Annotated in this window: 11 protein-coding genes; 10 read left to right on the forward strand and 1 reads right to left on the reverse strand. The window is 49.5% G+C overall.

Annotation, left to right across the window (positions count from 1 at the left end; translation table 11 throughout):
* Positions 1–16: 16 nt before the first annotated feature.
* From cntA to cntE, 6 genes are read left to right on the forward strand one after another with little or no spacing between them, the layout of a single operon-like run.
* Positions 17–1,621, forward strand: a complete 1,605-nt coding sequence (cntA, locus tag MHH82_RS14720) for a staphylopine-dependent metal ABC transporter substrate-binding lipoprotein (RefSeq protein ID WP_251495397.1) — start codon at positions 17–19, stop codon at positions 1,619–1,621.
* 32 nt (positions 1,622–1,653) lie between these two features.
* Positions 1,654–2,586 (forward strand): nickel/cobalt ABC transporter permease, encoded by a 933-nt coding sequence (gene opp1B / locus MHH82_RS14725; protein WP_251495400.1) that lies wholly within the window; start codon positions 1,654–1,656, stop codon positions 2,584–2,586.
* Positions 2,586–3,473 carry a staphylopine uptake ABC transporter permease subunit CntC gene (gene cntC / locus MHH82_RS14730; RefSeq protein ID WP_251495403.1) on the forward strand — a complete coding sequence of 296 codons (888 nt, stop codon included), beginning with the start codon at positions 2,586–2,588 and terminating at the stop codon, positions 3,471–3,473. Before opp1B ends, cntC begins: the two co-directional genes overlap by 1 nt.
* On the forward strand, positions 3,451–4,260 hold the full coding sequence (gene cntD / locus MHH82_RS14735) for a staphylopine uptake ABC transporter ATP-binding protein CntD (protein WP_251495406.1): 810 nt from the start codon (positions 3,451–3,453) through the stop codon (positions 4,258–4,260). Before cntC ends, cntD begins: the two co-directional genes overlap by 23 nt.
* Position 4,261: 1 nt before the next feature.
* Positions 4,262–5,008, forward strand: a complete 747-nt coding sequence (locus MHH82_RS14740) for an ABC transporter ATP-binding protein (RefSeq protein WP_015735103.1) — start codon at positions 4,262–4,264, stop codon at positions 5,006–5,008.
* Between the two features lie 30 nt (positions 5,009–5,038).
* On the forward strand, positions 5,039–6,253 hold the full coding sequence (cntE, locus tag MHH82_RS14745; RefSeq protein ID WP_251495409.1) for a staphylopine family metallophore export MFS transporter CntE: 1,215 nt from the start codon (positions 5,039–5,041) through the stop codon (positions 6,251–6,253).
* Positions 6,254–6,366: 113 nt separating this feature from the next.
* Here the strand turns inward: cntE and MHH82_RS14750 are convergent, their stop codons facing one another.
* Positions 6,367–7,314, reverse strand: coding sequence for a ketopantoate reductase family protein (locus MHH82_RS14750; RefSeq protein ID WP_251495412.1), 948 nt, complete (start codon positions 7,312–7,314; stop codon positions 6,367–6,369).
* A 241-nt stretch (positions 7,315–7,555) separates the two neighbouring features.
* Here MHH82_RS14750 and MHH82_RS14755 point away from each other — a divergent pair, with 241 nt between their 5' ends.
* The 4 genes from MHH82_RS14755 to bahA all read left to right on the forward strand — a co-directional run bounded on the left by MHH82_RS14755 (position 7,556) and on the right by bahA (position 12,487).
* Entirely contained in the window at positions 7,556–8,125 is a 570-nt protein-coding gene (locus tag MHH82_RS14755; RefSeq protein WP_251495415.1) for a TetR/AcrR family transcriptional regulator, read from the forward strand.
* A gap of 135 nt (positions 8,126–8,260) precedes the next feature.
* Positions 8,261–8,974, forward strand: coding sequence for a response regulator transcription factor (locus MHH82_RS14760; RefSeq protein ID WP_251495418.1), 714 nt, complete (start codon positions 8,261–8,263; stop codon positions 8,972–8,974).
* Positions 8,971–10,131 (forward strand): HAMP domain-containing sensor histidine kinase, encoded by a 1,161-nt coding sequence (locus MHH82_RS14765; RefSeq protein ID WP_251495421.1) that lies wholly within the window; start codon positions 8,971–8,973, stop codon positions 10,129–10,131. The genes MHH82_RS14760 and MHH82_RS14765 overlap by 4 nt, the downstream gene beginning before the upstream one ends.
* Positions 10,132–10,228: 97 nt before the next feature.
* On the forward strand, positions 10,229–12,487 hold the full coding sequence (gene bahA, locus MHH82_RS14770; protein WP_251495424.1) for a bacitracin amidohydrolase BahA: 2,259 nt from the start codon (positions 10,229–10,231) through the stop codon (positions 12,485–12,487).
* The last annotated feature ends 105 nt before the right edge of the window (positions 12,488–12,592 follow it).

Consider the following 12,592-nt stretch of genomic DNA (forward strand, 5'->3'; position numbering starts at 1 on the left):
TAGCAGGAGGAAAACCGTGAAAAGAAAAACCGTAATCATATGGATGTTTTTATGCACATTCGCGCTTTTGGCAGGCTGCGGAGAGACGTATCAGGAAAACAAATCCGCATCGGCTGTCCTGGATGAATTAATCTATGCGACAGCAAAAGATATTCATGATATGAACCCGCATTTGTACACGGGGTCCATGCCGGCTCAGGGCATGGTATACGAGTCGCTGGTGGAGAACACGAAGGAGGGCATCAAGCCGCTGCTTGCGGAATCTTGGGACCTTTCCGAAGACGGCCGGACCTATACCTTTCATTTAAGAAAGGACGTGAAGTTCCATGATGGAGAACCGTTTAATGCCGAAGCCGTCAAATTGAACATCGACGCCGTGCAGCGTAATGCCGAAAAACATGCCTGGATTAAGCTGTCAAGCAAAATCAAAAACGTGAAGGTCGTGGATGAATACACTGTCCAATTGATCTTAAGCGAAGCTTATTACCCAACGCTGGTCGAATTGTCCATGACGCGGCCGTATGTATTCCTATCGCCAAAGGACTTCATGCAAGGGGAAACGAAGGATGGCGTTAACGGCCATAACGGTACAGGTCCTTACAAGTTCACGGAGCATAAAATCGATGAGTACGCCGTCTTTACCGCCAATGAAGAATACTGGAACGGTGCGCCGAAAATCAAGAAAATTACGGCCAAGGTGCTGCCTGCCGGCGAGACGACGTTTCTGGCCATGCAGAAAGGAGAGGTGAACTTCGTATTCACCGATGATCGGGGGGCAGACAGCATCGACGTGCAAGCGATGAATCAACTGGTTGACGCCGGAACCTATCAGCTTGTTCGCAGCGAAGCCATGAATACGAAAATGATAGTCGCCAACAGCAGCAAATCGGACAGCCCGGTAAGCGAAACCGCGGTGCGTGAGGCAATCTGGTATGCAATCGATCGCGAAACGATCAGCAAGGACATATTCGAAGGAACCGAAGCCGAGGCGAACAGGCTGTTCTCGTCCAACGTGAACTATGCGGATGTCGAATTGAAGGAACGCGGCTATGATCCGGGAGCGGCCGAGTTAATCTTGGAACAAGCCGGATGGAAAAAAGGCAGCGGCGACGAGGCCAGGACCAAGTCCGGGCAGCAGCTGGCCATGAGCTTATATTATGACAGCAATTCATCCTCGCAAAAAACACAGGCGGAATTCATTCAGCATGCGCTAATGCAGATCGGTATCAAGCTGGATATCATCGGCGAAGAATCGAGTTCGATCGCGAATCGAAGGTCTACGGGGGACTACGAGTTATTGTTTAATCAGACCTGGGGATTGGCATATGACCCCCAAAGCACCATCGCTGCGTTCACTTCCGAGGCTTCTTATCTGCATACGACCAAAGGGATCGCCGAAGCGGATCATCTCTATGACCGGATACAGCAGGTTATGGTATCGACTGACGAGGAAGCCAGAAAGGCGTTGTATGCCGAGATCATGCGGACGGTTCACGATGAAGCCGTGTTTATCCCGATTTCGAGCGGGAGCGTCACGGTTCTCGCACCGAAGAACCTGAAAGGCATTACGTTCAAGCAAACCCAATTTGAGCTGCCTTTTGAACAAATGTATTTCGAATAGGCTGCGTGCTCATCAATCGATAAGGAGTCATTATGGGAAGTTATATAGCTAAACGATTATTGCTGTCCGTTCCGATTCTGCTCATGATTTCATTCTTGACCTTTCTATTGATCAACCTGTCGCCCATGGATCCTGCCGAAGTGGTGCTCCGCGCCCAGGAAGTTCCCGAAATCACGGAGGAACTGATCGCTAAGACGCGTGAAGAGCTGGGATTGAATCAGCCCTTCCTGAAACAATATGCCGACTGGGTGATGGCCTGTCTTCAATTGGACTTCGGGGAGTCCTACGTCACGGGACAATCGGTGTGGTCCTTGATCAGCCCGGCGTTTCTCAACACGTTAAAGTTAACGTTGGTTTCGTCGATCATCATTATCGTCATGTCCGTCATCTTGGGGGTTGTCTGCGCATTAAACGAAGGCAAAATGCTGGATCGATCGGTAAGAGGCGTTTCTTTCTTTCTGACGGCGATGCCTTCCTATTGGCTGGCTTCGATCTTGATCTGGTATTTCTCCGTCCGGCTCGACTTGCTGCCGACCAGCGGCATGGACTCCTATCAAAGCTATATTCTTCCCGTAACGGTCATATCGGTGAGTTATGTCGGCATTTACTTCAGAAACGTAAGAAGCTCCATGCTGAGTCACTTGCACGAAGACTATGTGGTCTATGGGAGAGCTTGCGGTTTGCCCGAGAGGAAGATTACGAAACATATTCTAAGAAATTCGCTGCAAGTCGCCGTATCCATCTTTTGCATGGCGATCCCTATTATATTGGGCAGTACCGTAGTCATTGAAAATGTATTTGCATGGCCGGGACTTGGGCGCCTGAGCGTGAAATCCATATTGAGCAGGGACTTTCCGGTCATTCAGGCCTATGTCCTGATACTGGCTGTAGCCTTTGTCTTATTCAACACCTTGTCGGACATGATCAATGCTGCGTTCAATCCGAAATTAAGGAAGGAAATCTGATGAGAGCACTGAAAAATCTGAGCAGAGACAAGCTGGCTAGCCTGTCACTGCTCCTTATTGCTTCAATCGTAATCTTGGGGCTGTTCGCCCCTATATTCGCGCCGCATGATCCGAACTATGTCGATATGAAGCTGCGTTATGCCGGCTCGTCGTGGGCGTATTGGTTCGGCAACGACCACTTGGGGAGATGCATCCTGTCCCGGCTGATTTATGGCATACGTCCCAGTATTTTATGGGTTCTGGCCGCCTTGTTGGCATCGGTAGGCGTAGGAGCGGCCGTTGGATTCGTGGCAGGCTACTTCAGAGGCAAAACGGACGCGATTCTGATGAGAATTTGCGATATTATGCTTTCTTTTCCCGGGTATGTCATGACACTGGCGGTTGTCGGCATTCTGGGTGCAGGCCTTGAGAACATCCTGATTGCCTTTGTTGCCATGAAATGGGCGTGGTTTGCCCGCGTCATCCGAACGTCGGTCCAGCAGTATGCCGAAATGGATTATGTGAAGTTTTCAAAAGCAGCCGGTATCAGCAATCGTAGAATCATTATGAAGCATATCGTTCCCGTGACATTCTCGGATATTGCCATCATTGCCAGTGGTTCGATGTGCTCCATGATATTGCAAATCTCCGGATTATCCTTCTTGGGACTGGGCATCAAGGCCCCTCACGCCGAATGGGGAATGATGCTGAATGAAGCGAGAGAGGTTATGTTTTCACATCCCGAGCTGATGTTGGCGCCCGGCTTGGCGATCGTCATTGCCGTATCGGCATTTAATTTTCTGGCGGATGGGCTTCAGGTCGCGCTGGATCCCAAACGATTGAACTCCGGCAAGCAGCCGCGAATTGCAGAGGTGGAGAAACCGAATGTTGAATATGCTAGAGGTTAACCATTTGAGGGTATGGGATGCGAATGAGGGCAAAGAGATCATCCGTGACAGCTCTTTTCGGTTAAAGCCCCAAACCTGCCTGGCCATCGTAGGGGAAAGCGGGAGCGGAAAATCCCTTACGTGCAGATCGATCATCCGATTGCATAAGCCCTGGATTCGTCAATCCGGGGAGATTCTGTTCAAAGGCGAGAATTTGAATCAACTTTCAGATAAAGAAATGAGAAGAAGAAGGGGTAAACAGATTGGGATGATCATGCAGAACGGCATGGGAGCGTTTGATCCATCTTCCGTAGTCGGCGTTCATTTCCAAGAGACGTTGAAGGCGCATTTCGGCTGGAGCAAGAGCCAAGTCGAAACCATGATGAAAAAAGCGATGGAGAGCGTCATGCTCAACCATCCGATCGAAACCATGAATAAGTACCCTTACCAACTATCGGGCGGCATGCTGCAGCGCTTGATGATTGCGCTCACGCTGGTTCTTTCGCCCGACATCGTGATCGCCGACGAGCCGACGACGGCACTCGATACCATCTCGCAATACGAGGTCGTTGAACAATTCATCCAGCTCCGTGAGCGAATGGGAGGCTCCATGATTTTCGTGTCCCACGACTTGGGTGTCGTGAAGAAGATTGCCGATGAAGTATTGGTCATGAGAAATGGCGTCATTGTAGAAAGCGGGAGCGTTGAAGAGGTATTATCGGCACCGCGGCATTCCTATACGCAGTACCTGGTTTCTACCCGTCTTGAGCTGAGCAGCCATTTCAACGAGATTATGAGGGGGGAGTAATTTGCTGAAGGTAGAGAACGTACATAAATCCTACCGGGTAGGCGGCCTGTTTTCGAGGAAAAAGCAGCAAATTCTGCACGATGTAAGCTTCGAATGCGGAAGCGGCGAGTGCCTTGGCATCATCGGCGAGAGCGGAAGCGGAAAATCTACCCTTGGACGATTGATTTTGGGTATTGAACAACCGGACCAAGGGGCCGTTTTATTCGAAGGAAACGATGTGAGGAATCGTCGTGTGCGTTCCGGCAATATGAGTGCCGTTTTTCAGGATTATACGTCTTCGATCAACCCGTTCTATACCGTGAAGGAAGCCATCATGGAGCCCTTAACGGCGCAGGGTCCCGTACGTTCCGACCAAGACGCCCGAGTCGATCGTTTGCTGCATCAGGTCGGGTTGGACGCTTCCTACAAAACGAAATATGCGCATGAGTTATCCGGCGGACAGGCGCAGAGGGTCTGCATTGCCAGAGCGATTGCCACGGAGCCCAAGTGCATCGTGCTCGACGAGGCGATCAGCTCTTTGGACGTATCCGTACAGATACAGGTCCTCCGCTTATTGAAGGAGCTTAAAGACATCTATCAGATGAGTTACGTCTTCATCACGCACGACATTCAAGCTGCCGCTTATATTTGCGACAGGGTTCTTATTTTCAGAAGCGGCAAGGTGGAGGAGACGATCGACGTCAAGCAATTAAAGCATGTTCAGTCGGATTATGCCAAAAGATTAATGGAGCATTTGATTACGTTCTAACGTTTACATGCAAGCAGGAGGAGAAATATAGTGAGTGGAGCGATGTCTTGGCCGTTTTTGCGTTTATATATGCTGGCCCTGCTTTATTTCAGCGCCAATGCCTTACTCAACGTCATCATTCCGCTTCAAGGAGCCGCATGGGGAGCCAGCAGCACAACCATCGGTCTCGTCATGGGGGCTTACATGTTGACAACGATGTTCTTTCGGCCCTGGGCCGGGCATTTGATCCAAAAGCATGGGCCCGTTAAGGTGCTTCGCCTGGTTCTGTTGGTAAACGGCACTGCCCTGATTCTGTACACTTGTACCGGATTAGGGGGATACCTCATGGCTCGAATTTTGCAAGGCATTTGCACGGCTTTTTTTTCGATGGCATTGCAGATCGGCATCATTGATGCACTGCCTGAGAAGGAGCGTTCGCAAGGCATTTCATTTTATTCATTGTTCACCTATATCCCGGGCGTGATCGGTCCGGTTCTCGCATTAGGCCTCTGGCAGACGGGCGGCATGGACTCATTCACGCTTATTCTTGTTGCGATCGCCATTTGTACAGGTTTATTCGGGTATAGCGTCAAGATGGACACAGAGAAGGCCCCATCAGAACAAGCGACAAGCCGTTCAGGCGTGTTCCATTCCTTCGGGCAAATCGTTAAGAATCGGTTCCTGTTCCGATGCAGTGTCTTGATGCTGTCGGCATCCATCGTATTCGGAGCGGTCACCACGTTTATGCCTTTATACGGCGAGCAGCTGAACAGCGGCAGCGCCGGCATTTACTTGATGCTTCAGGCTGCGGTCGTAGTCGCTTCGCGGTTTGTCCTGAGAAAACGAATTCCGTCCGATGGCAGATGGCATTCATGGTTTATCATGGGTACCATGCTTCTTGTAACCCTGGCTTCGGCATGCATCAGCCTGTCTTCAGAGTTAGGAAGCATGCTGTTGTACGCAGGCGCCATTCTTATGGGCATGGCCCAGGCGCTGCTGTACCCTACGTTAACGACTTATTTGTCATTTGTATTGCCCACGTACAATCGCAATGTCTTAATCGGTCTGTTCATTGCGATGGCCGATTTAGGCGTATCCTTGGGCGGGGTCGCGATGGGACCGATCGCCGATTATTTGTCCTACTCCACCATGTACATGATCTGTGCAATGTTAAGCATGATGATGGTTATTTTCGCGTACGAGCGAAAAGGAGGCTTGGCTGCTTCAAGCAGCAGCCATATCAGGGAGAGGGAAGGGGAGGTTTAGCCATGTGCGCCTGAAGGTTCATGAATCTCTGCTCGCTGGTTGAGCAGAGATTCTTTATAATTTACTCAAAAGCTTCTCTTATACTGGCTACGTGATCGATCCATAGCCATCAACTATGAGCTCTGCCGCTCAAGCGGGAAATATTGTTGAAGCTCATCCCAATGCGGCGTCGCCATATTCGCGCTTTTCTTTAAATCAGCAAAAGCTTGCTGCAGCGCTGCCACCTCGTTGGCCGACACCGCCTTATCACTTAACAGAATTCTGCTGATCGGGATAGACAGCATCATCTTCAATAGAATGTAAAAGAGCTTTCTGTTTTTGCGGGCGAACTGCTTTTGAGCGGCAGGCGTAACCGTGAACCCGTTTTTCTCTAATACTTGATGCCCCTCATCCATAGCATGGATGACAAGATGAAGAAGCTTCCTGTCTTTGGCGGCTCTGCGCAAATTCCCGTTATATGCAGAAGCAATGGAATTCAAAGCCAAGATCATAACATAATGACTCTTCAGCCACTCATTCATATTTTTTTGGTAGGTCCATGCATATTTGGTGTTTGCCAAAGCCTGATCGATGAACGGCCGCCAAGACAGATCCTCGCCTAAACCTCCGATATTGATTTTGGTTCTTGGGCCGCGCACGCTAATGACAAGGCCGTTCTCTCTCCAGCCAGCGATCGATTGAAAAGCGAAGGCCACATGTTTCGTCACAGAACTATGGGCTTGCAAGTAGGTTTGCATGTCCTGAGGGCTTGCATTGTTGCCCATGATCACGACATGGCGGCTGTGATTCGCAGCCAGTGCAGGCAATACGGCCTCGAAATCCGGATATTTCATCACGACAAAAATAAGGTCATATACATCGTCCGGCTCTAGCTCGCGAATGACCCTCACGTTATGAACCGTAGTTTTGAATTGAAAATAATGCCGGATGACATTGCCATTCTTCTCCAGCTCGTTCGCTCTTTGTCCTCTGGCCAGCATCGTGACGTTGTGTCCTACGCGCACCATCTCGTGAGCTAAATAACTGCCCAGAACGCCTGCGCCGTAAACCAATATTCGCATAATAGGTCCCCCATTGTAGATTGAGCGCTTGGATCAAAACGTGTTTGCTCAAGCGCATATTTCATGTATCGAACATAGTTTTTAAATAATCGACTCGATATTTAAAAATTATAGCTTGATTCTATATGGATCTTGTTAAGACTGTCAAGAAGTTTTTAAATATTGACTGAGTAATTTAAAAACTGTGCAGGTTATGTTAAACTAGGTGTAGTGATGAATGCGGAAGCGAGTGAGGATTTTGATGAACAAATTCGAAGTGAGAACCCAACAGAAGAAGGATGCGATCGTTCAAGCGGCCTTAAAGCTGTTCAAAGAAAAAGGCTTCGTCCACGTCAGCATCAAAGACATTGCCGAAGAATCCGGAGTGTCGTCCGTATCGCTGTATAACTATTTTGGCAGCAAAGAAGGGGTGGTCAAAGAATGCGCAAACGTTCTGATGCAGAATACCATCCGTATGGCCACGGAGCTGTTAAACCAAGATATTGAGTTTAAAGACAAGTTATCCCGCGTGCTTGCGATCTGCGCCGACCAAGACTATCAATTGCTTTGTACCCCAGGCGCGGTCGAGGATCAGGTGCTGGCGAGTTTATACAGCGAAAGCACCAATAACATTAGAATGGAGCTTATTCAGGAATTTATTGAGCTGGGGAAGAAGGAAGGGGCGATTCATTCTTCGGTTTCGCTGGAGACCCTATTGGAATTATTGAATGCCGTCGGGACGCTGCAAGCTTCTTGGGCAAGAGCCGGGAACTATAACGACAAGATGGCTGAGCTTAACCAGCTTCTCTTGTTTGGTTTTATCGGACGCTAATGAATCAATCATAAAATGACCTCCGCCGAATCTGGCGAGAGGTTATTTCTGTTTAATAATGCTGACGAGACAACGCAAAAAAGGAAATTAGCCTTCCAAGGAGAACCCTATACTACTTGAAGGAGGATGCTATTTATGCATAGAACCATACTTGTGGTCGATGATGATCCGGATATCGTAGACATGCTGAAACTCTATTTAGACGCTGAAGGATATACGACTTTGGCAGCCTTCGACGGACTTGCAGCGCTTGAGCATCTTCGAAGCCAACGCGTCGATCTCGCTCTGTTCGATATCATGATGCCGGTCATCGACGGATACCAGCTGCTCCGCACGATTAGACAGGATTATAAAATCCCGGTCATTCTCGTATCGGCCAAAAATCAGGAGCTTGATAAAATCACGGGTCTCAAGCTCGGAGCAGACGATTATGTTTCCAAACCGTTTAGCCCGATGGAAGTAATGGCAAGAATTCAGGCCCAGTTAAGACGGTCCTATGAATTCAATGAGTCGTCGGAACCTGACCCGGTTTCCGTCACCCGCATCGGTGATTTGGTGCTGGATCATCGCGAATACATGCTGTATATCAATGGAAAGCCCATTTCGCTCAGCGCGATCGAATATAAATTGTTAAACCTGTTTATGGGAGAACCGGGACGCGTATTTACGAAACGTCAAATGTTTGAGCATGCCTGGGACGAGTTGTACCTGGCCGACGATAACGCCGTTATGGTGCAGATTAGCAGGCTGCGGGACAAAATCGAGACCAATCCGAGAAACCCCGTTTATATCAAAACCATCCGCGGCCTCGGCTACCGGTTTGCCAAGAAAGATGAGTTAAACGCATGAAAACACCTAATCGTTTGCAGCGTTCGCTGATCGGACAATACTTGTATTTCTTTGTTACGATTGCCATCATTGCGGCGTTATCGTTGTTTATATTGAATGCCCAAATCATGAATTATTTTCTCGATTCATCCGGGCAGACAAAGGTGGAGGAGACAACACAGAAGGGCTATTCTCCCGCTACGCCAGAGGAGAGCTACAGCGATCAACAAAAGCGCGTATTTTATAAAATGGCTCTTCAGACCCTGCTTCTGTTTCTCGTTTTGTTTGCGATCACCGTGTATGCGTTCGGAAGAAGGACCGCTTCGAGGCTCACGACTCCGCTCAGCTCCATAGCCGACGGCATTCGAAACATTGCCCAAGGTCAATACCGCAAAAGGCTAAACTTCAAAGCAAGCTATGAGCTCGCGCAGATCCAGGACGATTTCAATGATATGGCAGAGCGTCTCGAGCGGATGGAGCGGGAAAAGCAGGAGCTGGAAGAAAGCAAGCAGCGCATGCTGATCGACATCTCCCATGACTTGAAGACACCGTTGACTACCATACGGGGCTATATCGAAGCGCTGGAGGCGGGACTCGTGGATACGGAAGAGAGAAGACGCCAGGTCTTGCGTTTGATATCCGACAAAGCCAGTCTGATGTCGGAGCTGATTGACGATATCTTTGACCTGTCCAAGCTGGACAGTCCCGATGTTCCTTTTTCCGTGGAATTCTCCGACATTACGGAATTTACGAGGGTAATCGCAGCCGAATATTATGAAGTTTTCGAAGATAAACAGCTTGATTTCCGTTACGATATTCCCAATCGGGAATTGAGGGTCCCGTTCAACGCGATCTGGTTGTACCGGGCGGTTTCCAATATGCTGTCCAATGCATGGAAATACAACCCTCCCGGCACAACCGTGGAATTGAAATTGGTAACCGCAGAGAACGGGGTTGAGATTCACGTTTCGGATGATGGCGCCGGTATCCCGGATGATCTGAAGGATAAGGTGTTCGAAGCTTTCGTTCGCGGAGACAGGGCACGGACCAGCGATGGCGGCACGGGACTCGGTCTGGCGATTGCCAAACAAGTGGCAGAGAAACATGGAGGAAAGATCAGGCTTACAACAACAAACGGGCAAACGAGTTTCATTCTGTTTCTGCCGAGCAATATGTAAGATTTCTGAAAGAATTGAGAAAGTGCACAGAAAGAGTGATCCGGTATCCTCAGATGTAGAACGATCTACTAAATAGAGTGCAGGAGGACTGGGAAGAGTGGAAATACAAAAAGAGAAAGAGAATGAGAAGGGCATTGCCATTATACAAAGAATCGTTGCAAACCGGAAACGTTTGCAGCCTTTAACTCCTGGATGGAAGGGAGCGTCGCTTGGACTAGGAGGCATCGCCTTCATTCTAATCCTGATCCAGGCCGATTATTTATTGACGGGGCACGGTTTCATAAAATATATCGCGGGCACGTTTTTGTTTGTCCTAGCGATTGCCTTGATAAGCGGCTTGACAGCGTTGCTGCTGCACGGAGTCAAGAAACTGCCAAGCCGTTATATTTGGACGTTGACAGGCTCACTGACCTTGCTTGCATTCTGCTTCACCGTGCCGCCGAAAGTATCGGCCTTGTTCATTGCATGTTTTGCCTTTGTTTTTTCTTTATTTGGGGCATTGCTTTATAAAATTGCAGCCGGAAGCTACAGGCAAGTCTCAAAAGCAAGGAGAATCGGCGCCTTGGCCTGCTTGTCCTTGATCGCCATCGTGATCGGAGCGGGCAGCTTCTGGCTGATTCGGGAGGGAGATGAAGCTGCTCCTGGCGTCACGTTACAACAGCTGAAAACCTCAAGCCGGTATGAAGACTCGACGATGAACAATCCGGCAGAACAAGGCCCATATCCCGTCCAAAGCCTGTTATACGGAAGTCCTGACAACTACCGGAAAGAGTTTAATCAAAGCGGTTCGCTGACGACCAAAACGGTGGATGCAACCGAGTTTGTCGAGAAATGGTCCTCAGGGCGTACGAAGTCGCTTGGATTCGGACCGGATGCCCTACCGTTAAACGGAAAAGTATGGTATCCCGAAGGGGTGGGGGCATTTCCGCTGGTCCTGATTGTGCATGGAAACCACTTAATGAACGATTATTCCGATCCCGGTTACGAATACCTCGGCAAACTGCTCGCGAGCAAAGGGTATATTTTCGTCTCCGTGGATGAAAATTTCTTGAATGCCGCCCCATACGAGGACCTTTTTCTGGTTAGCGCCCTCCAACGCGAAAATCCGGCAAGAGGTCTGCTGCTGCTGGAGCATTTGAAGACATGGAAGGGCTGGAACAGCGATCCGGACAACCCGTTTTATCAAAAGGTCGATATGGAACGAATCGCCCTCATCGGTCATTCCAGGGGAGGCGAAGCGGTCGCGATCGCCGCAGCCTATAACAAGCTCGGACGTCACCCGGATCACGGCCATATCAAGTTCGACTATAACTTCTCGATCCGCTCTCTCGTTTCCATTGCGGGAACGGACGGGCAGTATCAGCCGCAAGGCAAACCGCTGCCGCTGCAGGACGTGAATTATCTCTCTTTGCATGGAGCTCATGATATGGACGTCAACAGCCTGGACGCTGCCAAACAATATCATCGGATTCGTTATACCGAAGGCAAAGATTACATGAAGTCGATGATTTATGTCTATGGGGCCAACCATGGCCAGTTCAACGGAGGCTGGAACAGAGGGGATGGAGCAGGTCTTGCGAATCGTCTCTTTAACCTTCGTCAGATCATGCCGCGGGAAGAGCAGGAAACGATTGCCAAGGTGTTTATTTCCGGTTTTCTCGATGCAACGCTTATGGACCAACGTCAATATCGGGAGATGTTCACGGATTTGGGTTACGCCAAGGAATGGATTCCCGACAACCTGTACGTGGGCAATGTTTACGATTCGGGGACGACCATGATTGCCGATTTTGAAGAAGACATCGATCTGCAGAGCACGACGCTGCCTGGCGGCAGCCTGATGGGCGAACATCTCCGGGTATGGAAGGAGGAGAAGGTAAGGACCAAGCATGGCTTGGCCGATTACAGCGCGGTTCGCTTAGGCTGGGACTCGAGAGGAGAATCCGAACCTGCATCCTTCACGGTCACGCTGCCGGAACGCGGCATGGAAACGGGAACGGAAAGCTCTGTCGTATTTTCGATGGCGGACGCCCGTGGAAAAGACGCGAGCGGCGACTCGAATGAACTGATCAATGCAACGGTTTCCGTTGAAGACAAGAAAGGCAATCAGGCCCATCTTCCCCTCAGCCACATATCCAAATTGCCGCCTGTTATAGAAGGTAAACTTCTCAAATGGCCGTTCTCGAATTCCGGGAACATTTCGGAGCCCATATTTCAAAGCTATGATTTCCCGTTAAGCGATTTTGAACAAATGAATCCGGACTTCAACCCGCAGCAGCTGAGCAAGGTCCGTATTCAATTCAACCTGACCAAGCGGGGAACCGTGCTTCTGAGCGACATGGGGATCCGATCGTAACATGCTTGATATGGTCTTATAGGATGACTTTGATGACTGCCAGTCGACAAGAACTAAATACGCTAAAGAAGCCGCCATATTGGCGGCTTCTTCGCTTTAGATTGT

The sequence above is a fragment of the Bacillus sp. FSL K6-6540 genome (assembly GCF_038007545.1).

Bases quoted from the DNA above. Each gene is read 5' to 3' on its own strand.
- MHH82_RS14750 (WP_251495412.1), bottom strand. From the start codon at position 7,314: ATGCGAATATTGGTTTACGGCGCAGGCGTTCTGGGCAGTTATTTAGCT.
- MHH82_RS14755 (WP_251495415.1), top strand. From the start codon at position 7,556: ATGAACAAATTCGAAGTGAGAACCCAACAGAAGAAGGATGCGATCGTT.
- MHH82_RS14760 (WP_251495418.1), top strand. From the start codon at position 8,261: ATGCATAGAACCATACTTGTGGTCGATGATGATCCGGATATCGTAGAC.
- cntD (WP_251495406.1), top strand. From the start codon at position 3,451: ATGTTGAATATGCTAGAGGTTAACCATTTGAGGGTATGGGATGCGAAT.
- MHH82_RS14765 (WP_251495421.1), top strand. From the start codon at position 8,971: ATGAAAACACCTAATCGTTTGCAGCGTTCGCTGATCGGACAATACTTG.
- opp1B (WP_251495400.1), top strand. From the start codon at position 1,654: ATGGGAAGTTATATAGCTAAACGATTATTGCTGTCCGTTCCGATTCTG.
- cntC (WP_251495403.1), top strand. From the start codon at position 2,586: ATGAGAGCACTGAAAAATCTGAGCAGAGACAAGCTGGCTAGCCTGTCA.